The sequence below is a fragment of the Limosilactobacillus pontis DSM 8475 genome, assembly GCF_001435345.1.
Classification (GTDB): domain Bacteria; phylum Bacillota; class Bacilli; order Lactobacillales; family Lactobacillaceae; genus Limosilactobacillus; species Limosilactobacillus pontis.
In genome coordinates this window covers 65790-86696 of the sequence record NZ_AZGO01000058.1, presented here as the reverse complement: position 1 = coordinate 86696, position 20907 = coordinate 65790, and the positions used below count along the sequence as shown (strand labels likewise).

Here is a 20907-nt window from a genome sequence, read left to right as displayed (position 1 = left end):
TCTTACTTAATCTGCGTCACTAAATTCGTTCAAGTTATTTCTTGCAATCTGCCTTATATGCTTTAAATTGGTCTTCAGTTATATCAGTGAAGACCAATACATAATTAGAGCGTTTCCCAACGGACTTATAAATACGTCCGCCCACTTTTTCTTTGATTTGTGCAAGTATAAATTTCTTATACCTGTCAAAAATGAGATCATACTTCTTTTGATTAGTAGAACTCCGCTTATATTGCTTCTTTAAGAAAAGACCATATACATAGTTAAATTGGCTACCTAGTCCACAACTTCTGAGTCTATCTAAATTAACACTATCCCAGCGAAATGCTGGTTTTATCAGTCCACAATATAAATAATCAAATTGTGATACAAGATGTATAGGTACATTCAAATATTTATATGTTTGTTCCCTTCGAACAGTATTATGGGTCTTTATGTCAAAATAATAATCACACTCAAAGGCATGGCCTCTGTTTAACAAAAGATTGCCACATCCTTCTGCTACATGACAAATGGCTTCAAGTTCCTTTTGTGCTTTTTCACCTGGAACGTTTGACTCTATCAAGAATGACTCAATACTATAACTGTTGACAATATACTTATAGTAGTTCATATAGGTACTTTCGAGAGTAAACATTTCAGGCTTTCTCCCTACACTAACTAAATCAATAAGAAATACTTGATTTGTTTCGGCAATTTTCCAACCGTAAAAATCATAAGAATGAAGAGTGTTAAAGCGCGGATCGTTTAAGAAAGACACGCCGTTAAACATAGAACTAATTATGTAGTCATTGACAAATGATTTGTACTGCTTTGGTAAGGTATCTGGAAAATTCATAACAAGTAACATTCCCTTGGCCTTCTGTTTGTCATCGTGACTTTCCAGTAACTTATTAGCTTCTTCAACCGTTTTTTCAAAATCCTCAACAATATTTTGGGGCACATTACCCTCCAATGGTTCAAAATGGAAATGACGATCTTGGAATAATTTCCGCGTACGATAATCATGGGCTTTCTTACCATATTTCACTGTTGGGGAATTAATAGCGTCCATTCTAAGACTTGAATCAGGTTCAGAGATTGGCTCAGGTGTTAAATTTTTTACATTTTGGGATGTAGGAGCTTGGTTCTTATTTGCCGTCCTAGAGATATTTTCATGCTTTACAGCTCAATTTGTCGAAATTGAAGCATGTTGCTTTGTCGATGGAGTAGCATATTGTTCTTTAGAGGAAGTACTCCTTAATTTTGTAGATAACCTAGTATCCTGTTTTGTAGACGATTCTTCCAGATCACTACTATTACCGGTGCTAGTGGCTTTATTAAATAAGGTGACCAAAAATACGTAAACAGTATATCTTAAATATAAAAGACCATAAAGAAAAGATATCGTAAAACAGAATGCTCCAAAGTTTACATTAATCGTAGAGGCAATAGCAGCGGCTATGAGGGCAAATATTAATATACACACGCCTCACTTAAGCAGTGCCCTTCTTGACATCAATTACTCTCCTTATTGGTGAGCTTCTCGTACATCTCAAATAGATGGCTGACAATCTCTTGCTCAGTGGCTGATGACTTTAGGCCATATGCTTTTAAGACAGCTCTATCATTATCCTCGTGTGCTTTACGAAGCTCTCTATCGACTTGGAAGTTCTCAGTCGTGTATAGCTCTGCTAAAGTAGAGTCGCTTTCTTTTGCTCGAGCATCCAGTATCTTTTGTCCAAGTTCTGCCAATTCTTTCTTTTGCGATTCATTGACAGTTGGCCAAGGGAGCGTGTTGTAGACAACTTTAATTGAGTATTGATAGTCGTCCTTCATTCTTCCACCGATGGCACGCATCCAAGCGGTGTGAACCGATGAACTTAGTATTGAGAAAATATATCTGGATGAACTATCAATCATCATTGCACTTCCACTAACGATAAATTCCGGTCCAACCATAAGAATTGGCATATAAGGCCGTTTCCCCGTTGTTACTTTAGGAATGGCGATAACATCGTTATCCTTTTGTGCAATTGAGAAAAAGAGTTGTGGAACTTCTGCCTTTCTTCTTGTTGCACTAGCACTGGAGTTTATTCTGGCTTTATACACTTGTTCTGTTACGTTGGTTAGAATTTTGCTATTTCTTATTTCTTTTGGCGTTGCATCTACCAACCAAAAACAATATCTTGGTTTATCGTTAAGCAAATCTCGCGCTCCGCCAAATGGACGTATAAATTTCTTTAGCGATGGTTCTGCTTTCAAATAGGCATCCTTTTTGTCTTCTTTAAAGTAAAGTGCCTTGTATCCAGCAACATTACCATAATTCAGTTTAGGAACATCACAAATTGCTTTAGGTGCTTCGCTATGAAGTCGATACGGTGTATCTAATAGATTGGCACTAATAGTTTTAACTCGGTTGATTTCAGCCCCATCAAAAATATAACGGATCTTTCGAGGACGTGTTGCAAACCCAAGAATTGTACAGTGAACCTGAACATTTTTCTTAGCTTCATTTTGCCAAACAAATGATCGATATGCGAAATTAATGTAAATAGAATATTTCTCTAGTGCATTCCATAGGTTAATTGCATTTTCACCCTGTGTGAGAGAATTAGTAGCAACCAGGACGCCGTCAACGGTTGTGTTTTGAATGTACTCAGCCGCTTTTATGAACCAGCCGGCAACATAATCGGTTCTCCCAATACCCTTTACATCAGACAATGCGCGTAATTCAGCCTTTTGCTCTTTGGTCATGTCCTTTTTACCTTTAAACGGTGGGTTACCAATAATGTAATCCAATTCATATGGTTTTACGACATCTGCCCAATTCATCTTTAAAGCATTACCTTCATAGATTGAATCGTTACTGTCTAGCGGCAAAAAGTCGTCTTTGGAGTAAATAATGTTTTGGCTTTCATCCCACATCTGACTTTCGGCGATCCACATAGCTGTTCGTGCAACAGATACAGCAAAATCATTGATTTCGATACCGTAAAAGTTTTGAATTTTAATTTTCACGCGAATATCGTTATCCGTATTTAATACCATATGACTACCAACAATGATTTTAAGACATTCATTCTCCATCTTGCGTAGTGACAAGTAGGTTTCAGTCAAAAAGTTACCAGAACCACATGCCGGGTCTAAGAACTTCATTTTAGCAATCTTATCCTGAAACTCCCTAGCCGCTTGTACACGTTGACGGGCATTGGGCATATTTTGAATTTTACTGAACTCAAGTCTTAAGTCATTTAAATAAAGTGGATCGATAGCCTTATGAATGTTTTCAATTGAAGTATAGATCATCCCAAACTTCTTACGCTCAACTTTGTTTAAGGTGCTTTCAAAAACAGCTCCAAAAATGGTTGGACTAATGTTAGACCAGTTAAATCCTTTACTAGCGTCATTTAGAATGAGATCTTTTAGTTCCTGCGTGAATTGAGGAATAACAACATCTTCATCACTAAACATTCCCCCATTAACGTACTTAAATTGCCGGTATTCATCTTCAAGAAAGTCATCACGTTCACCTTTATCCGGGTCTTCATCGAGTATCCGAAATAGTTTAATTAGTCCGGCCCTGATGTCACGTGGTTTGCGACGCTCTAAGAAATTCTGGAACATGTTTTCTTCACCTAGAATTCCAGTGTCATCGGCATACAACAGGAAAACTAGACGAACAACTAACATGTTAAGACTACGCTGAATCTTTGCATCGTTAACATCTGCATGAAGTGAATATGCTTTAGCTAATTCATCGTAAATTTTACCCACTAAAGTACCCGCATCAACGGATAACTGCTTTTCATCAATGATTTGCTGTTGGTTGGCATCAACCATGAAATCCAACGCTTTATAATTAGTGGTTAGATCTTTAAGCATGATGATCGTTGGATCGGCTAGAGGTTTATTCAAGTCATAAATGCGAGTCTCAATGAAATTAGATGTAACTATCCAAAGAGCCTGTTCATTTGCTGGTAAAAAGTCATTATATCGCTTTGCTTGTTCATACGGTGTCATTTTCGTACCGTCAGACTGAGGGATAGGCTTATCAAGATCTTTATCGCTCCCCTTCATTTCCCAAATAACTTTAGTTGAGGGGATATATCCATCTATTTGTTTAGTACCTATTTCCCCGCTTACTTCCGATTTAACTTGAACATCTTTTTCATACTGAATATATTGAGTTGGCTGTTCAATACCGCAGACTCGCCTTAGCAAATCATCAATAAACGGCTGACGATTAGCATCTTCCTTAATGATACCGTTCTTACTTTTTCCTACCCATTCATCGACAAATTCTTTAACAATTTGACGACGAGTTTTATGAGTTTGGTTCCTTCTACTACGGTTTGTACCATAGAAGGTCTGTGTACTGTTTTTAGCCATTGTCAACTCTCCCTAACGTATTATTACGTCTTTAATTATAAGCCCTATGTATAACACCTAACAACGGCAAAAGGAAGCAGTAATATAAGTCTTAATCAACCATTAAAACTCATATTACTGCTTTGATAAAATACTCGTTTTATAAAATTTGGTTCTATGATATTCGGTAAGGATAAGATAATTTCTTATCTTTACCGTTTTTTGTTACTTGCTGTACCATTGATTTAAAAATAAAAAAGACAACTGTCCTATGTTATCCCCATAACTACCTCGGTTGTCTTTAGAAAGAATATATTCCTCATGACTAATGATATCAACTTTTGGACCGGAATCAAGGATCCTTACTTAATTACCTACACTGTTATTCCCGACGTAACTTCCAATATCACTGGTTATCCAATCAAGATGTCGTCGAACGGCTGCTCGATTTCTCTCCAGATCTAAGGGCTGCCTACGAATACTATCAAGACTTAATAGCTACGATTAGTGACCGCAGTCAGACTTTGTTAGATCAGCTAATTAAGCGGAATAATCTACCAAACGTTATGAGACGAGTTAAGCGAACCCTCGCCAAGCACCGCCAGGAGATTATTGCCAGCTTTTACACCCGACTAACCACCGGTCCGATCGAAGGTACCAACAATAAAATTAAAGTCATCAAGCGAACTGCATATGGCTATCGCAACTTCTTCCATTTTCGGATTAGGATTCTTATTTCGTTGAAGACTTCTAATCTCGTGATTCGTGAATTATCAAAAAAGAGAACTAGACCAAAAGCCAAAGTAGCTTAGTCTAGTTCTCCAAAATCTCTTCATCCTTACCGATTGACAAAGAGCCATTTTTTATTATTGTGATTCTTGATTGCGCTATAATATTTTGTGAGGTGAAAGAGATGGCTGACAAAGTTGTTGCGCGTCCGCTAATTACGATTGCAAATATTATTTGGAGTTTTAATCCCCTGACCCATTTACCACAAGTCCTGCTGGTCAAACGGGCTTATCCGCCATTTGAGGGCCACTGGGCTTTACCAGAAACCCTATTGCGGCGGGATGAAAGTGCTGACGCTGCCTGTATCCGCCTGATTAAGGATAAAATTGGTGTTCGTCTATCAAACAGTGCTACCGAACAGTTGGCAACCTTCACCGATCCCGACCGGGTAAGCGGTGAGCGGGCCTCGGCGATTGCCTACATGACTTTCTTACCGACAATGCCGCAACTGAGGGCCGGGTACGGAGCAACCGAAGTCGGGTGGTTTAGTCTTAACTTTGACCACGGGAAGTTTATCTTGCAAAATGGTGACTTAGTTTTGAGTTTGGCTGCAGGGTCGGCGCTAGCATTTGACCACCACCAAATTATTAATACGGCCATTGTACGAATTAAAAATAAACTGGACTACCAGCCAACCATTTTACAGATCTTAGGACCGACTTTTACCCTTCGGCAAGCCCGCGAAGTTTATGCTACTTTCCGCCAAACAACGGTCGATCAAATTGATAATTCTAATTTTAAAAAGACCCACCAAAAACTGTTTAAGGAAGTTGGTACCGCCGCAACAAAGCGGTCAGGCCGGCCACCAAAGTTATTTAAACTGGTACTACCTTACGTCTAAAAATAAAAGTGCTACAATTAGTGATAATAGAAGTTCAATATACTTTTATTTTTTCAGTAGTTAAAGTATTTTTTACCTAAATTTGTTAGGAGTTGTTTAATAATGAAGCATGAATTATTAACCGACCTGTATGAGTTTTCAATGGCCAACGGTTATTATCAAACGCTTCCCCACGATAAGCAGGCGCGCTTCGACGTCTTTTACCGTAAGGCGCCCGATGATGGCAGTTTTGTGATTAGTGCTGGATTGATGCAAGTAATTGATGAAGTTAAGAACTGGCACTTTTCAACTGATGACATTGCTTATCTGCGGTCCCTTAACCACTTTAGTGACGACTTTCTCTTTTACCTGACGGCAGCTCACAACCGCTGCTCAATTAAGGCAATCCCAGAAGGCACGCCAGTCTTCCCACAGGAACCAATCCTTAGTATTAGTGGCCCACTAATTGATGTCCAACTTCTCGAAACCCTGATCTTAAACATCATTAACCACCAATCATTGATTGCAACGAAGGCATGGCAGATCACCAGCGTTACTGGCGGACGTCCAGTAATGGAATTTGGTGCACGACGGGCGCAGGGGCCTGATGCCGCAATATATGGTGCGCGGGCTGCCATTATTGGTGGGTGCAGTAGTACCTCCAATGTGCTAGCTGCCAAGCTGTTTAACCTTCCGGCGGCGGGGACGATGGCCCACGCCTGGATTGAAAGCTTTCCTGATGAATTAACGGCCTTTCGTGCCTGGGCCAAAATTTACCCTGACAATGCTGCCCTGTTAGTTGATACCTACGATGTGGTTAACTCTGGGGTACCGAACGCAATTAAAGTCTTTAAGGAATTGCGGGCAGCTGGCCACGAACCGGTTGGTATCCGCATCGATTCTGGTGATATTGCCCAGTTGGCAATCAAGGCCCGGAAGATGATGGACGAGGCTGGTTTTACCAACGCTAAGATTACTGCTTCAAACGCCCTTGATGCCCACATTATTAAGTCATTGCTTGATGAGGGGGCACCACTGGATAACTTTGGGATCGGTGAGCGACTAATTACCAGTTCATCCAGTCCAGTATTAAGCGGTGTTTATAAAATGACGGCACTAGAAAATGATGGCAAATGGGTGCCAAAGATCAAGATTACTAATAGTCGCGAAAAGAATACGCTCCCTGGGAATAAGCAGGTTTACCGGCTCTACGATAAGCATGATCCCCAACACGCTGTTGCCGATGTAATTGCCCTGGCTGACGAGCAGATTGGAACCGAAATTGCGGCAATCAATGCTGACGTTCACGTCACCCGGAATAAAGTGATTCTAACCGACTTCATTGCTAAGCCACTGCTTAAGCAAGTTTTGACACTGGAAAAAGCGGCGCCAATTGAAACCAACACTTTTGCCATTCAGCATTTTGCGCAGACCGAATTAGCACAGCTGCCGGCGGCTACTAAGCGGTTGCTTAATCCGGACCGCTTCCCGGTTTATTTAACCAAGCGGTTAGCTGACTTGCAACAAAAGCTGGTTGATGAGGCACAAAAATAAGGAGTTAGCAATGACTAAAGCATTATTAATTATTGATTATACAAACGATTTTGTCGCTGACAATGGTGCGCTTACTTGTGGCAAGCCAGCGCAGGAATTAGAAGATTGTTTGGTTCAGCTGGCCAACCGTTTTTACCAAAATGGCGACTACGTAATTTTCCCGACTGATGCCCATTGTGGGGACCGGTTTAGTCCAGAAGCTAAACTCTTCCCGCCACATAACGTGGTCGGTACGCCTGGTCAACAGCTATACGGCAAGGTTAATGACTGGTTTGAACAACATCAGGCCAGTGACCGGGTTTACCAGTTTAATAAGAACCGCTATTCATCATTTCAAAATACTAATCTTGATAACTACCTGCGGGAACGAAAAATTGATAACTTGTGGATTGCAGGTGTTTGCACCGATATCTGTGTCCTGCACACCGCAATTGCCGCCTATAATTTGAACTACCAGATTACGATTCCGGTTAAGGGGGTCGCCACCTTTACCAAGCATGGTCAGGAGTGGGCGCTTGACCATTTTAAGAATTCACTGGGTGCGACGCTGGTTTAATGAATCTTTCGTCCAACTATGGGGGTTCACTTCAAATGACAAATACAGAACACGGCTGGCTATTTAACCAGCTATTTACAAAGTGGAAGAAATTCGAGGTAATTTATGTAACAATCCTGTTAGTGCTACAAATTGGGGTTTACCTGATTGCTCCTGACAGCTGGGTCGGGATGTTGTCTGGTGTCTTCGGAACGTTAGCCTTAGTTTACGGGATGAAGGGACGGAAGATTACGTTTATCTTCGGCTTCATTCAGTGTGTTGCCATGACTTATGTTGCCTGGCAAAGTCATACTTGGGGAACATTCGTAATGGACATTATTTATGTGATTTCACAACCGATTGGCTGGTTTATGTGGGGAAATGATGACGCCACGAAGCGTTTTAGCCCGAAAGTACGGAAGTATGTTTTCGCTGGCGTCGTCGTTGCATACTTTGTTGGTTGGTATGTAATTGGCCTCTTTAATGGTCAGTTACCGTACTTCGATTCATTTAACCTCGTTGTTAGCTTTATTGCCCAGTTGCTTTACGTTTTGAAGTACCAGGAAAACTGGTCACTGTGGATCTGGGTAAATACTGCTAATATCATTTATTGGATTATTTTGGCAATTCGGTACAAGATGGGTGTCCACATTGGAACTTTTGGTGGCGACCTATCGCAAATTGCCTTACAAGCAGCCTTGCTGTTCAACTCCTTATACGCAACCAAGGTGTGGGCAAGTGGTGAAGCCGATAATGAAGGTGGAACTACTAAGTAATTACAATTAAAAACAAAGTAAGCGGTCCAGAGTTCGGTCTTTCGGTTCTATGATATTCGGTAAGGATAAGATAATTTCTTATCTTTACCGTTTTTTGTTACTTGCTGTACCATTGATTTAAAAATAAAAAAAGACAACTGTCCTATGTTATCCCCATAACTACCTCGGTTGTCTTTAGAAAGAATATATTCCTCATGACTAATGATATCAACTTTTGGACCGGAATCAAGGACCCTTACTTATTTACCTACACTGTTATTCTCGGCGTAACTTCCAATATCACTGGTCATCCAATCAAGAAGTCGTCGAACGGCTACTCGATTTCTCTCCAGATCTAAGGGCTGCCTACGAATACTATCAAGACTTAATAGCTACGATTAGTGACCGCAGTCAGACTTTGTTAGATCAGCTAATTAAGCGGAATAATCTACCAAACGTTATGAGACGAGTTAAGCGAACCCTCGCCAAGCACCGCCAGGAGATTATTGCCAGCTTTTACACCCGACTAACCAACGGGCCGATCGAAGGCACTAACAATAAAATTAAAGTCATCAAGCGAACTGCATATGGCTATCGCAACTTCTTCCATTTTCGGATTAGGATTCTTATTTCGTTGAAGACTTCTAATCTCATGATTCGTGAATTATCAAAAAAAAGAACTAGACCAATAGCCAAGGTGGCTTAGTCTAGTTCTCCAAATTCTCTTTATCCTTACCGATTGACAAAGAGCCTAAATAGTAAGCATTTCTTCATAAAGTGAACCCCCATAGTTGGAAATTTGTTCAACCGTGGGGGTTCATTCATTTATGAAATATCTGAGATTATTTATCGGGTAACTTTGCTATTTTCGCATAATTTTTCAATAGATCCGTTTGCTTACCCAGCGATTAATTTCGCCATAGATCTCCCATTTACGACTGGGCTCATTCAGGATCTCATGCATGAGGAACGGGTAAACGTGGAGCTCCTTATCTGGCGAAGAGATTCGAGCGTAGGCCTTCAGCGCATCCCGGTAGGAAAGGAGACCGTCCGCCTGACCCTGCAGGTAGAGGATAGGATCACTGATCTGGTCAATGTGCTCACGGAGGTAGCGGGCCCCCTGATAAAGGACATTTTCAATCCCCACCGTCAGCTGGTGAAGAACCTGCGGGTTATGCTTGTACTTCTCGACCACCCGTTGGTCAGTGACCAGGCCTTCACCAATTGAATTGGGAATAATCTTCTTTTCATCACCAGAAACCGGCAGTTGTTTCGCCATGCCAATCTCTTGATCCTCAAACAGCGAAACCGGATCGGTAACTATCATGCCATCAACGGTGTGGGGATACTTGGCCCCGTACAGGAGGACCGTTTCACCGCCCATACTGTGACCAAGGATAAAGGTTGGCAGGTTTGGGTACTTGGCCTCGACCCGGTCAACCATTACCTTGAGATTATCCGACAGGTCGTCCGGTGACGCGAGGAACCCCCGCTCACCATCAGAGCCGCCATGGCCAAGCTGGTCGTATCGAAAAATATTGTTGTCATGCTTGACTAGGTAGCTGGCGATTGGGTCAAAGCGCCCAGAGTACTCCGCCAAGCCATGTGAAATAATAATATTGGCCTGCGGGGTTGCAGCAAGGTTCGTCCTCGTCAGGATCTTCAAGCCGGGAGTTGCGGAGTCGATCTTCTCGACTACTTCATCACCATAGAAACTCATACAGGGTTCCCTCCTTAATCTTTATTCCGTGATTCAAAATCACAATCTTATTGTAGGCGTTTCTATCGCTAAAGTGAAGCGCTTACATCATCGCTACATTAGTAATCGTGTTGGATTACTTGTGGCCCTAGCACTGATCAAATTATTAAGATTGTGAAAAGCTAGTAGCCGACCTAACTTTCACTATTTTTTGCTAAGGCTTAACATACACGTTCCCATCAGCTTCTTTCCCATCTGGCGTCAACTTTTCTAAATAACACAAACAACCATTACGAATGCTCACTGGCTAACAAAACGAGTAGTTGACTTAACACGATTGCTTTTAGTAAGTCGATTTAGCAGTAAGATACCGAGAATCTTAAAATTCATCAAACATGATTTGTTTCTCAACAAACCGGTCAAAAAATGGCAACATAAATTGCACATAGCCATAACTAGCCGGCATAATAATCTGATCATCAATTAACTTGCGCTGATAAACAGAAATATAACCCGGCTTCTGACCCATTTGATGACCGATCTCCTGTGCTTTCACCTTGGGATGCCCCACCTTTACCATTGCTTGCACAAACTGACGTTCCTTTTCCGTCATTTCATGATAGACCTTATAATATACGTTTCGATAAAGGCCACTAATATAATAATCCAAGATTATGTCAATCGTTTTTTGGTAATTATTTTATTATTTGCCGTATAATAAGTGTAGTGTTACATACTCAACATAACGTTTAAGGCGTAACTGGGGGCTGCCTTCCTAGTTACGCCTTTTGCATTCTTTATATATTTATCTCTCAGCATATGGTGTGTCCATATAAGCGTAGAGTAATTGCTTGGCATAATCAGGCGCGGATCCCCAGTTAATCGCCGGGCGGATTAGAGCATCCTTGTTTGGTTCGCAGAAGCTAACACTTACTTGGCCTTGGGTCATAGCTTCAAGTCGTTGTTTGAATTCTGTTGCTAACAACTAATCAGTCTCCAATTCTTCCAGATCGCTTTCCACATCTTCAATTTTGTCAATGAATATGTCAGTAACTTTACTAAAATCAATGGCAACATCGTGCTCATGAGACAATTCATCGTAGGTTAGACCACATACAATCTTATCCGCAAAGCAAGCTAGTATCCATACGACGGTGGTCTTGTTTCTTGTGATCTTAATTTGATGACCACTATCCAGAGTAGTTGTTACATGAAACCTCGTATTATCAGAGCAGTTTTTGTATGTGTCAAGATAATGCTGTTCGTATTTTTCAAAAGGAGAAAGCTCAGCTTCTTCGGGCTTATTGTCTTCCTGCTTAGCCTCTGGTTTCCTCTTAAACCATTTCATAGATTAGTAAACCGCCCCATCATAGAAGTTAAATGACGGTTTGTTGAAGTCATAATCCTTCAATTCAGACAACTTAATGAAGTTATCACCCGCACCAAACGTCATTAGGTTAATTGGCTTACCCCATTCATCATCTGGGATCACGATCAGGTTGTACTTGCCAAGAGCACGGGCCATTCCTAATTCAATACCCATGCCAATATCTTCCTCGTCTGGAATATATACAGCCATAATTACATCAGAGGTCTGAACACCCACACGGTCCCCATTATAAGTAGCGGCAGCCCATTCACGGTCTTCTAACAGTTCAGGGTGTTCATCAACTCTCAGCCCCTTGTATTGATGTTGTAATGGTACATAGGAGTTTTCTACATCAACAGTTGGGTTGGCCTTAATGGCTTCCATTGCCTCGTTGTATGCCTTATTTTGCTTATCAGTGAACCAACCTGCACAGAAATATACCGTCTTGTTCTTACTCATATTTATCCTCTCACTCTCTATTCGTAATACTTTCCCCAGGACCGACCAAACAAAAAGCTGCACAGTAACAATGGAAGAAGGAAGATCAGCACCATTCCTCCAAATGCCATGCAGCTACTTATAATGAGGCCGATCGTAACACATACATACAATGTTTCGATCATTTAATCACCTATACACATTCAAGTTCATTTTGGCTACGAACAATATAGTATTCTGCAATATCATCTACATGGTTGTGAAGACACTCTTCACTACAGAACCAGTCATCACAACCAAACAGAATTGCTTCATGGCCAACGCCAATCTCACAATTGCATTCCGAACAATATAATGTGTTATCCAAAATTATCATCTTCCTTACTAGTAGCGAGTATCGAGCAGGTAGCGAAACCGGCAAAATACGATATTACAACTGCTAAATAGATCATTAACACTTTAATCATCTGTTCCTCTACCCTCCTCTTCTTCCGCTTCTTCAATTAGGCCCGAGATGTCCCGACAGTCTTCGTCGTACATTGACGATAATAGGCTAGTATCCATAACAATCTCCGTTATACATAGTCATTAATGCGCTCTAATGTATAATTAAAGTTAGTTACATTGGACACTTCATGTGCCGTCGTATTGCCATATTCTTGCTGGATATATGGCACCTCGAACGCATTGACTATATGCTCCAAATAAAGAAAATCTATATGATCAAGAGAATCATATTCATTAATATTGTCCTCTGTGGCGAACAATGATACTCGTTCTATACAATTCTCACGCCTTCTTGTGTCGCATGCCACTTCGATGGTCAAGCTTTCATCATCGAAGCTGCCATCCACCGTAATGAGATACAGTGGGACCTGTCCGTCACCGCGCTTATTTGTCGGCGTATTCAAATAGAGCTTAAACAACTCCATAAGCTTAATGTAGTGCTGTTTTTCACTCTCTTCATAATCACCATCAAAAACACAATCTTCATCTTCAGGCTCCAATAAAAAATCATCAAGACGAAGATTGGGGGTGGTTCTTTCTGAGAAGCTCCACTGACACAACTCTCCCATTCCAGCGGTATCGTCTGCAAGTGTATAAATTGCACCCGACCATTTTGCATCCCTGGCATCGTTCGCCAAACTGACGAGTTTATATTCACATCGGTGGCGTGCTTCGCGCAGGAACTCAATTGTACTCAACCACTTATAATCACCTGCGATCTTAATCCGCACGTTAGTCCCTTTACCTGTAAAAGATACATTCTCAAATTTAGCAGCGAGTTGTTTTTCGACGACGCTTCTTGATTGGAACTTTTTGTTTTCAATAAGGTAAGAGCGTTGCCGCCGGGGTCCTCGGCTTTATCTTTGCTTTCATGCCAAAGTCAATGGCCCTCGGGATCATCAGTGCAATCGTTGCCGCGGTTGCCTTTGTCTGTGCTATGATGGCCCACAAGCAAAACTAGCTTACAATTCACTAAATTATTTCACCCTGTTAAGGCGTCATTTCGTCACGGCAGGGCTTTTTTTGGCCGAAATTAAGACCGCAAAAGCCCACTGCTATCCCTTTCGGACGGGCTGATTCTGCCGCACCGGTCACCAATCTCTGCTATGATAGAGTAAGTGAAACTATTGGAGTGAGTAAGACATGATTGGAACATACGCAAACGTCACCGCGATCCTGGTCGGCACCACCATCGGCTGCCTGCTAAAACGCGGTATCAGCAAGAAGTATGAGGACGCCCTCTTCACGGTGATGGGGCTCGCCGCCCTGGGGATCGGCCTTGAGAACGTCGTCAACAATCTACCGAAGAGCCACTACCCGGTCCTCTTCATTGTCAGCCTGGCGATTGGGACCCTGCTCGGCACCCGCTGGGACCTCGACAGTAAATTTGACCACCTGATCAGACAATTCGGGGGTAAATCCCAGCTGGTTAAGGGGCTGGCCACCGGGATCCTCCTCTGCTGCATCAGCGCCCTCTCAATCGTCGGCCCGGTGATGGCCGCCGTCCGCGGTGATCAGACGATGCTTTATACCAACGCCACCCTCGACCTCGTGACCACGATGGTCTTCGGTGCCAGTTTTGGCTGGGGGATGCTCCCCTGCGCCCCGGTCCTCTTCTGTTGGCAGGGTGGCATCTACCTGGTCGCCAAGTACCTGTCGGCCAGCTTCTTCACCGGACCGCTAGTCACCGAGATCGCCATCGTCGGCGGTTTCCTGATCGCCACCACCGGGATCACCCTGCTCAAGCTCCGCAACATCAAGACCCTCAACATCCTGCCGGCCCTCCTGGTGCCGATCGTATTCTTCATCGTCATCGACCTAGTCTGAGACGGCGACGGGCTTTCTCGCCGCCTTTTTTGTGCAGTTCCGGTAAAACCTTTTATAATGTGAAGCTTAACTCAAAGTTCGTAATTTTCACCATTTTTTAGGTAAAATCAAGCTAAAAAACATCATTTTAGTGCATATAGAGGGCATTCCCTCACAAATTATTCCGAATTATGATAAATTGATTAGGTACGTTTGTGAAAAGTACAAGAGAGAAGGATTATTGTAATGGCATCCTTGATCGCACTGATCAACATCGTTGCCTGGGCACTGATTCCCCTGACCGTTCGCAAGTCCCCCGCCAGCCAAATTGCGGGGATGGGGATCGGCGCTTCAGCAACCGCACTGATTATCTACCTGTTCACCCGGCCGGCCTTTGACCTGGCTACCTGGGCCGTAGCCTTCTGTGCTGGGGCCCTCTGGACGATCGGGCAGATGGGACAGTTCATCTCATTCAAGCGGATCGGCGTCAGCGGGACGATCCCCCTGTCGGCCGGTTTCCAGCTGGTCGGCAACTCCCTGATCGGGGTCCTGATCTTCGGCGAGTGGCCATCTGCCACCGCCAAGGTGATCGGCTTCATCGCCCTGGCCCTGGTGGTTGTCGGCATCGTCCTCAGCTCCAAGAGTGACGATCCCTCCGGCGGTAACGCCAACGCGGGCAACGTCCTCTTCCTGCTGGCGACGACCATCGGTTTCTGGATCTACTCCAGCTTCCCGAAGCTGATCAGCAAGGACATCAACCCCGGGGTCAGCGGGCTGGACTACCTCCTGCCTGAGATGGTCGGGATCCTGGTCGGCACCACGATCTACGTCCTGGCGACCCACTCTGGCCGTGTCTACCGGCAGCGCGCCACCTGGCACAACGCCCTGGCCGGAATTGAATTCAGCATCGGGACCCTCTTCTCGGTGAAGCACAACGGGGTCACCGACGCTTTCATCTACAGTCAGCTGAGCTCAATCCTGTCGACCTTTGGGGGGATCCTCTTCCTCCACGAACACAAGACCCACCGCGAGATGATCTACATCACGATCGGCCTGGTCCTGATCGTCGGCGGCAGTATCATGACCGGCTTCGCTAAGTAATATTTAAAACACAAAATCGCCCGTCCGCGTGAATTACGGATGGGCGATTTTTTGTTTAACAGGGAACCTGAACGTTGACGGCCCGGCCGGCGAAGTGAGTAATCACCGCCTGCTTGGGTTGGAGGTCGACCATCATCGTGATCCCGTCGACCCGCAAGCTCCGCGGCCCGGCATAGTAGATGTCGAGGGGCCGCCGGCGCAGGCGTTCGATGGCCTGCAGGAGGTCGGCCGTGAACCGGCCCGGGTCGATTGAATCCGGGAGACTGTTGGCCAGTTCGGCCAGGGTGGTTGCTTTTGCCATGTGACCACCCCCTACTCGGTGACCAGGCGTTGGACGCTGATGGCCACCCGAACGTTCATGGGCGTCTCCCCGTCCCCGCCATCGACCACTGTGTCGATGATCGCGTGACGCAACAGGCCATCGTTGATGATATCCTGACTGAGCGGCTGCCAGGCAAAACTAACGTGAGCGTCCCGCTTCTGGTAGTTCTTGGCCTGCTTGGCCACGATCTTTAAGGCCCGCTTATAGGAGTGGGCCGCCCAGAAGTTCTGGGTCCGCAGGTTGCTGCCATCCTGGAAGATGGTTGTTTCAATCACCATGTAGACATAGCGGTCCGCCTTGACTTTCTTAAGCTGTTTGGCGTGTTTCTTACTCATCAAAAGGCCTCCTCTGGACATCCTATGAAGCAATGTCCCTTCATTCTACGCCCATCACGACGAAATTAACAGGGCTAGGCGTGGAGGTCGTGTTGGTAGGAGACCTGGCTACGGCCGTTGACCGAGGTAACCCGCAGCTGGTCAGGAATCTGTTCCTCGAGCTCGGTGACGTGGCTGATGATCCCGATCATCCGGCCCCCCTCGAGGTCCTGGAGGGCACGCAGGGCGTCGGCTAGGGCGTCCTGGTCCAGAGAGCCGAAACCTTCGTCGACGAAGAGGGCGTCGATGGCAATCCCCCCGCTCTGCTCCTGGATGATCTGGCACAACGCCAGCGCTAAGGCGAGCGAGGCCATGAAGCTCTCCCCACCGGACAGGGTCCGCGCACTCCGCGTCTTGCCGGCGTTGTCATCGTACACGTTGACCTCCAGCCCGCTCCACTTGGCCCCGGCCCCGTGACTCTCGTTGGCCAGTTCAAACTGGTAGCGGCCATTGGTCAGCCGGTCCAATTGAACGTTGGCCGCGGTCAGGACATCTTCGAAGTAGGCCTGGAGGACGTAGCGCTCCAGGCTAAGGTGGTTCTCGGTATTCCCGGTAACGACGTCGGTCAGGGTCTGGAAGGCAGCCAGCTCTTCCTCCTGCCTGCCGCTGGATTGGACCAACTTGGTCACCCTCTGCCGGGCAACTTGGAGCTGGTCGTGCTCGGCGGTACGCTGGCCGGCTAGCTGCTGGAGCCTGCTCAACGCCGCCTGAGCCTGGTTGAGCCGGTCCTGGCTGGCGGCCAAGTCCGGTACCGGCCGCCCGGCAATCTGGGTGGTCAGGCGTTGAAGGTGCTGCTGGTTGTCGTGAACACGGGTCTGGTAGTCCTGGATGGCTGCTTGCAGCCGGGCTAGCTTCGGCAGGGCCGCCTGGCAGTACTCCCAGAAGTCCCAGGTCAGCCCCTCCCGGTAGTCGTGTAGGGACGCCAGCAGTCGTTCATGGCGAGCCGTCTGCTCATCATGTAAGGACGCTTGCTCACTCTTGGTCGTCTTCAGGGCATTCTTGGTGACCGCCTGGCGCTGGGCCAGTCCCTGTCGTTCTTGGTCGGCGGCGGTCAGTTGGTCAGTAAACTGTTGGAATTGGTCCTGGAGAGCGGTCAACCGGCGCTTGGCTGCCACCTCATCGGCAATCCCGGCCGGCAGGTCTGCCCGTTTGGTCTCCAGGATCGCCTGCTGGCGGGTCAGGGTTGCCTGGGCCGCCTGCACCGCCGCGGTATCCTTCTCTAGTGGGGCCTGCAAGGCAGCCTGCTCCTCCTGAAGGGCAGCCAGTTGGTCCTGCTCAGCCGTTGCCGCCGCCTGGGCTTCCCGCCACTGGTGGGCCGCTGCCTGGACCCGTTGCCGGTGGTGGTCAAGCTGGTTCTGCCAGTCATCCGGCAGTTGGGTGGTGCCTAGCAGGCCTGCCAGCTCAGCCTGGGCGGTCACCAGCTGGGCGGTGAGGTCCGCCTGCTCTTGCTGGACCTGCTTTACCTGTTCCTGTAGGCGGCTCAGGGTGTCCCGGCTGCCCTGGAGGCGGTCACTGGCTGCCTGGAGCTGGTCATCGGTAACCACTGGTACGCCATTTGCCACCTGGGCCGGGTGCGGGTGGTCGGTGGCCCCGCAGACCGGGCACGGTGACCCCGGTTTAAGCCGCGTGGCTAGCCGGGCAATCTGATAGCGCGCATCGGCGTCGTTGAGGTCGGCCAGGGCCTGGGCCTGCTGGGCAACGACGGCGGTCTGCTTCTTCAATTTGGTCATCAGGTCCGCCTGGCGCTTGCCGGCAGCGGCCTGCTTACTAATCAGGTCATTCACGGTCTGACCAGCGCGGTCCAGGTCCTCCTGGTGGTGCTGATCCTGATCAACCTGGTGCCGTTGGGCCGCCAGGTCACCGCGGCTGGCCAACTGGGCAGTCAGTTTAGCGACCTGCTCGGCCAGGTCCGCTACCTGCTTCTGGTGGGCGGCCTGGTGCGCCTGCGCCGTGGCCAGCTGGTGCTCGCTGCTTTTGACCTGGTCCGTCAGCCGGCTAAACTCAGCAAACAGGGGTAGCCGCTTTTGCAGTTCACTGGCCCGGTCACGCACCTGCACCATCTCATCCTGACGGCTGGTCAACGCCTGATAGTGCTGAACAGCGGCCTGGTGCTGTTCGTCCAGGGTCGCCACCTGCCCCTTCAACTGGGTCAGTCGTTTCTCCTGGTCAGTGACTCGTTGGGCACCGTCCGCCCACTGCTGGTAGCTGGCTCGGTGCACCTGAAACCACTGGAGGTCGGCAAGCTGGGACTGTTGTTCAGCCACGCTCGCCCGCTCCTTAGCCAACTTGGCGGCGGCCTGGTTGGCCGTTGTCAGCTCCGCCTGTAGTTTGGTCAATTCCTGGTCGGCGTGCAATTGCCTACTAGCCTGGTCGACAGCGGCCTGCTGGGCGCTCCGCTGCTTAGCCAGCTTGGCCAGCGCCGCATCAAGGTCGGTCAGCTGACTGGTGATGGCTGCTAACCAGTCATCGGTTCCCAGCTGGGCGTCCACCGTGCTGACGTTTTCCTTGGCCGTCTGCAGCTTGGTTGCCTGGTCGGCCAGGGTCTGCTTGCGTTTGGCTAGCCGGGTCTTGAGCTCCGTGGTCCAGCGCTCGTAAACAGTGGTGTTGAAGAGGTCGCGGAGCAGCTCCTCCTTGGTGTTGCTGTCCGAGTCGAGGAACTGACGAAACTTCCCCTGGGGGAGGAGGACGATCTGGCGAAACTGGTCCCGGGTCAGGTTGAGCAGGTCGGTGATGAAGGCATCGGCCTCCTTGATCTTGGTAATCTCGTGGGGCTGGTCGCTCTCCAGGGGGTAAACCAGCTCAACGGCCTGGTTGTGCTCGACCGGCCGGCCGCGGCGCCCGATTAGGGTCTGCTTGGGCCGCCGGGTCACCCGGTATTTCTGCCCCTGGTGAACAAAGGTGAAGATCACCGATGTTTCCTGGTCGGCCGGGGCGAAGTCGGAACGCAGGGCCGCCGCCGACCGCTGTTCATTGGTGGTCTGGCCAAAGAGGGCATAACACATCGCGTCAAAGATGGTGGTCTTCCCCGCCCCGGTATTGCCGGCCACCAGGAAGAGCGGCCGCTGGTCAAACTCGGTGAAGTCGACCACCGTATCCGCGTAGGGACCGAAGTTTTTTAATCTAATTTCTACTGGTCGCATTCTTACTCTTCCTCCCCATCATTAACCGCGCTTAGGGCGTCGCTGGCCCACTTAAGCTGCGTATCGGTCAGATCGATCCCCATCGTCTGCTGGTAGAAATCAGCCAGGAGGTCGGTCGGGGACTGCTGACGGCGGGCCCGGGCGTGATTGGTGTCGATCTGCCGGGCGGCGTGGGTCCGGTGGAGGCTGACGATCTTCGGGTAATGCTCGCGTAGCTTGTTCAAGACGTCCGGGATCCGTTCATGGTCGGTCAGTTCAATGTCATAGAAGTCATCCCGCGGGTGATCGTCGTCAGCAACCAGGTCGGCAAAAGCGCCGGTCAACCGGTGAATATCGTGGACTGGCGCCAAGGGCACCCACTCGGCCGTAAACGGGTCGGTGTCGATGATCCAGACCCCCTTCTCCTGGTTGGCCTCCGACACCGAGAACTTCATCGGTGAGCCGCTGTAACGCACCCGATCGTCGTGGAGGGCGTCCCGGTTGTGGAGGTGGCCCAGGGCGACGTAGTCAAAGGGCGCCAGGGTTGTCGTGGCCACCGCCTGCAGCCCACCGACCTCGATCAGGGTCTCCGAATCCGCCGTGTGCTGACTGCCGGCCGCAAAGAAGTGGGCCACCAGGACATGGTGCTTGCCCGGGGTGAAGTGCTCCTGCATCGCCGCAACAATCCGGGTTATCGCCGTGTTGACGTCGCGGATCGCGTCGTCGCCGAAGTGGTTGCGGACCGCCTGAATGCCGAAGTACGGCAACAGAAAGAACTCGGTGTCACCGATCGTCACCGGATCAAAGGCGTCGTCCAAGCTGGTATTTAGATAGAGGCCCTCCTTGGCAAACCAGGAGGCCCCGGTGCCCAGCCGGGTAGCGGAGTCGTGGTTACCACTGATCGCCAGCACCGGAAAATGGTCGGTCAGGTTCAGCTGGACCAATTCGCCGTTGAGCTGACGAACCGCCGCCTCGCTGGGGATGCTGCGGTCGTAGAGGTCACCGGCGATCACCACCGCGTCCACCTGCCGCTCCTTGGCGATTCCCTCGATCTGTTTAAAGACGGCCTGCTGGTCTGACAGTAGGTCGAAACCGTTCAGGTTCTTGCCGACGTGCCAATCGGCGGTATGCAAAAAGCGCATGATTCTTCCTTCCCTTCTCAGACTATTATGCCCCTCTATTATAATATATACGGCAACGAGTCCCAATTTCACGAAAAAAAGCAGGGACAGACAAGATGTCTATCCCTGCTCAATACAGAGGGCGGTATGTGGGATTTGAACCCACGCGTGCCGGACCCACAAACCGGTGTGTTAACCAAACTTCACCAATACCGCCAACAAATTCAGTTCAGGCAATGTAGGATTGC

Annotated in this window: 20 protein-coding genes, 1 tRNA gene and 1 pseudogene; 10 read left to right on the top strand and 12 right to left on the bottom strand. The window is 47.7% G+C overall.

The genetic code is table 11. The annotated features are described in order from the left end of the window. Positions 1 to 34 precede the first annotated feature (34 nt). Both FD34_RS05945 and FD34_RS05940 read right to left on the bottom strand, forming a co-directional pair. On the bottom strand, positions 35 to 1054 hold the full coding sequence (locus tag FD34_RS05945; RefSeq protein WP_152936741.1) for a hypothetical protein: 1020 nt from the start codon (positions 1052 to 1054) through the stop codon (positions 35 to 37). A 443-nt stretch (positions 1055 to 1497) separates the two neighbouring features. Beyond that, positions 1498 to 4371: a DNA methyltransferase gene (locus FD34_RS05940; RefSeq protein ID WP_057807718.1), complete on the bottom strand. Its 2874-nt coding sequence runs from the start codon at positions 4369 to 4371 to the stop codon at positions 1498 to 1500. Between the two features lie 300 nt (positions 4372 to 4671). On the opposite strand from FD34_RS05940, the gene FD34_RS08820 reads away from it, so the two are divergent. From FD34_RS08820 to FD34_RS08920, 8 genes and pseudogenes are all read left to right on the top strand, one after another. Continuing rightward, a complete protein-coding gene (locus FD34_RS08820) occupies positions 4672 to 4815 on the top strand; it encodes a hypothetical protein (protein ID WP_235806003.1) in 144 nt (47 codons plus the stop codon). Then, positions 4791 to 5162 carry a transposase gene (locus tag FD34_RS08925; protein WP_420814151.1) on the top strand — a complete coding sequence of 124 codons (372 nt, stop codon included), beginning with the start codon at positions 4791 to 4793 and terminating at the stop codon, positions 5160 to 5162. Before FD34_RS08820 ends, FD34_RS08925 begins: the two co-directional genes overlap by 25 nt. 101 nt (positions 5163 to 5263) lie before the next feature. After that, a complete protein-coding gene (locus FD34_RS05935) occupies positions 5264 to 5980 on the top strand; it encodes an NUDIX hydrolase (protein WP_057807716.1) in 717 nt (238 codons plus the stop codon). A gap of 102 nt (positions 5981 to 6082) precedes the next feature. After that, a complete protein-coding gene (locus tag FD34_RS05930; protein ID WP_057807714.1) occupies positions 6083 to 7513 on the top strand; it encodes a nicotinate phosphoribosyltransferase in 1431 nt (476 codons plus the stop codon). A 10-nt stretch (positions 7514 to 7523) separates the two neighbouring features. Continuing rightward, the gene (locus FD34_RS05925; RefSeq protein WP_057807712.1) at positions 7524 to 8069 is read left to right on the top strand and encodes a cysteine hydrolase family protein; all 546 of its coding nucleotides are present in this window, start codon (positions 7524 to 7526) and stop codon (positions 8067 to 8069) included. A 35-nt stretch (positions 8070 to 8104) separates the two neighbouring features. Continuing rightward, positions 8105 to 8824 (top strand): nicotinamide riboside transporter PnuC, encoded by a 720-nt coding sequence (gene pnuC, locus FD34_RS05920; protein WP_057807710.1) that lies wholly within the window; start codon positions 8105 to 8107, stop codon positions 8822 to 8824. A 194-nt stretch (positions 8825 to 9018) separates the two neighbouring features. Further along, positions 9019 to 9162, top strand: coding sequence for a hypothetical protein (locus tag FD34_RS08815; RefSeq protein ID WP_235806002.1), 144 nt, complete (start codon positions 9019 to 9021; stop codon positions 9160 to 9162). A 5-nt stretch (positions 9163 to 9167) separates the two neighbouring features. Then, positions 9168 to 9509, top strand: a pseudogene (locus FD34_RS08920) (transposase); the annotation flags it as partial. Positions 9510 to 9683: 174 nt separating this feature from the next. On the opposite strand, the gene FD34_RS05915 reads toward FD34_RS08920, so the two are convergent. The 5 genes from FD34_RS05915 to FD34_RS05885 form a co-directional block, all read right to left on the bottom strand. After that, on the bottom strand, positions 9684 to 10523 hold the full coding sequence (locus FD34_RS05915; RefSeq protein WP_057807708.1) for an alpha/beta hydrolase: 840 nt from the start codon (positions 10521 to 10523) through the stop codon (positions 9684 to 9686). A 358-nt stretch (positions 10524 to 10881) separates the two neighbouring features. Then, entirely contained in the window at positions 10882 to 11115 is a 234-nt protein-coding gene (locus FD34_RS05910) for a hypothetical protein (RefSeq protein ID WP_057807706.1), read from the bottom strand. 372 nt (positions 11116 to 11487) lie between these two features. Further along, complete coding sequence (locus FD34_RS05900; RefSeq protein WP_057807701.1) at positions 11488 to 11850, bottom strand: hypothetical protein; 363 nt, start codon at positions 11848 to 11850, stop codon at positions 11488 to 11490. A 3-nt stretch (positions 11851 to 11853) separates the two neighbouring features. After that, positions 11854 to 12330, bottom strand: a complete 477-nt coding sequence (locus FD34_RS05895; RefSeq protein WP_057807699.1) for a nucleoside 2-deoxyribosyltransferase — start codon at positions 12328 to 12330, stop codon at positions 11854 to 11856. Positions 12331 to 12884: 554 nt separating this feature from the next. Then, positions 12885 to 13547: a hypothetical protein gene (locus tag FD34_RS05885; protein ID WP_057807695.1), complete on the bottom strand. Its 663-nt coding sequence runs from the start codon at positions 13545 to 13547 to the stop codon at positions 12885 to 12887. Positions 13548 to 13959: 412 nt separating this feature from the next. Here FD34_RS05885 and FD34_RS05880 point away from each other — a divergent pair, with 412 nt between their 5' ends. Both FD34_RS05880 and FD34_RS05875 read left to right on the top strand, forming a co-directional pair. Beyond that, positions 13960 to 14643, top strand: coding sequence for a DUF554 domain-containing protein (locus FD34_RS05880; RefSeq protein WP_057807693.1), 684 nt, complete (start codon positions 13960 to 13962; stop codon positions 14641 to 14643). A gap of 225 nt (positions 14644 to 14868) precedes the next feature. Further along, positions 14869 to 15723 (top strand): GRP family sugar transporter, encoded by an 855-nt coding sequence (locus FD34_RS05875; protein ID WP_057807691.1) that lies wholly within the window; start codon positions 14869 to 14871, stop codon positions 15721 to 15723. Between the two features lie 55 nt (positions 15724 to 15778). On the opposite strand, the gene FD34_RS05870 is transcribed toward FD34_RS05875, so the two are convergent. From FD34_RS05870 to FD34_RS05850, 5 genes are all read right to left on the bottom strand, one after another. Then, on the bottom strand, positions 15779 to 16024 hold the full coding sequence (locus FD34_RS05870; RefSeq protein WP_057807689.1) for a hypothetical protein: 246 nt from the start codon (positions 16022 to 16024) through the stop codon (positions 15779 to 15781). A gap of 11 nt (positions 16025 to 16035) precedes the next feature. Then, on the bottom strand, positions 16036 to 16380 hold the full coding sequence (locus FD34_RS05865) for a hypothetical protein (protein WP_057807687.1): 345 nt from the start codon (positions 16378 to 16380) through the stop codon (positions 16036 to 16038). 74 nt (positions 16381 to 16454) lie between these two features. Continuing rightward, positions 16455 to 19559, bottom strand: coding sequence for an AAA family ATPase (locus FD34_RS08885; RefSeq protein ID WP_057807685.1), 3105 nt, complete (start codon positions 19557 to 19559; stop codon positions 16455 to 16457). Positions 19560 to 19561: 2 nt separating this feature from the next. Next, the gene (locus FD34_RS05855; protein WP_057807683.1) at positions 19562 to 20680 is read right to left on the bottom strand and encodes an exonuclease SbcCD subunit D; all 1119 of its coding nucleotides are present in this window, start codon (positions 20678 to 20680) and stop codon (positions 19562 to 19564) included. Between the two features lie 120 nt (positions 20681 to 20800). Then, positions 20801 to 20875: transfer RNA gene (locus FD34_RS05850), tRNA-His, on the bottom strand. Positions 20876 to 20907 lie beyond the last annotated feature (32 nt).

Bases quoted from the DNA above. Each gene is read 5' to 3' on its own strand.
- FD34_RS05930 (WP_057807714.1), top strand. From the start codon at position 6,083: ATGAAGCATGAATTATTAACCGACCTGTATGAGTTTTCAATGGCCAAC.
- FD34_RS05915 (WP_057807708.1), bottom strand. From the start codon at position 10,523: ATGAGTTTCTATGGTGATGAAGTAGTCGAGAAGATCGACTCCGCAACT.
- FD34_RS05935 (WP_057807716.1), top strand. From the start codon at position 5,264: ATGGCTGACAAAGTTGTTGCGCGTCCGCTAATTACGATTGCAAATATT.
- FD34_RS05880 (WP_057807693.1), top strand. From the start codon at position 13,960: ATGATTGGAACATACGCAAACGTCACCGCGATCCTGGTCGGCACCACC.
- FD34_RS08815 (WP_235806002.1), top strand. From the start codon at position 9,019: ATGACTAATGATATCAACTTTTGGACCGGAATCAAGGACCCTTACTTA.
- FD34_RS05895 (WP_057807699.1), bottom strand. From the start codon at position 12,330: ATGAGTAAGAACAAGACGGTATATTTCTGTGCAGGTTGGTTCACTGAT.
- FD34_RS05865 (WP_057807687.1), bottom strand. From the start codon at position 16,380: ATGAGTAAGAAACACGCCAAACAGCTTAAGAAAGTCAAGGCGGACCGC.
- FD34_RS05900 (WP_057807701.1), bottom strand. From the start codon at position 11,850: ATGAAATGGTTTAAGAGGAAACCAGAGGCTAAGCAGGAAGACAATAAG.
- FD34_RS05855 (WP_057807683.1), bottom strand. From the start codon at position 20,680: ATGCGCTTTTTGCATACCGCCGATTGGCACGTCGGCAAGAACCTGAAC.
- FD34_RS08820 (WP_235806003.1), top strand. From the start codon at position 4,672: ATGACTAATGATATCAACTTTTGGACCGGAATCAAGGATCCTTACTTA.
- pnuC (WP_057807710.1), top strand. From the start codon at position 8,105: ATGACAAATACAGAACACGGCTGGCTATTTAACCAGCTATTTACAAAG.
- FD34_RS05945 (WP_152936741.1), bottom strand. From the start codon at position 1,054: ATGGACGCTATTAATTCCCCAACAGTGAAATATGGTAAGAAAGCCCAT.
- FD34_RS05910 (WP_057807706.1), bottom strand. From the start codon at position 11,115: ATGACGGAAAAGGAACGTCAGTTTGTGCAAGCAATGGTAAAGGTGGGG.
- FD34_RS05875 (WP_057807691.1), top strand. From the start codon at position 14,869: ATGGCATCCTTGATCGCACTGATCAACATCGTTGCCTGGGCACTGATT.
- FD34_RS05870 (WP_057807689.1), bottom strand. From the start codon at position 16,024: ATGGCAAAAGCAACCACCCTGGCCGAACTGGCCAACAGTCTCCCGGAT.
- FD34_RS05940 (WP_057807718.1), bottom strand. From the start codon at position 4,371: ATGGCTAAAAACAGTACACAGACCTTCTATGGTACAAACCGTAGTAGA.
- FD34_RS05925 (WP_057807712.1), top strand. From the start codon at position 7,524: ATGACTAAAGCATTATTAATTATTGATTATACAAACGATTTTGTCGCT.
- FD34_RS08885 (WP_057807685.1), bottom strand. From the start codon at position 19,559: ATGCGACCAGTAGAAATTAGATTAAAAAACTTCGGTCCCTACGCGGAT.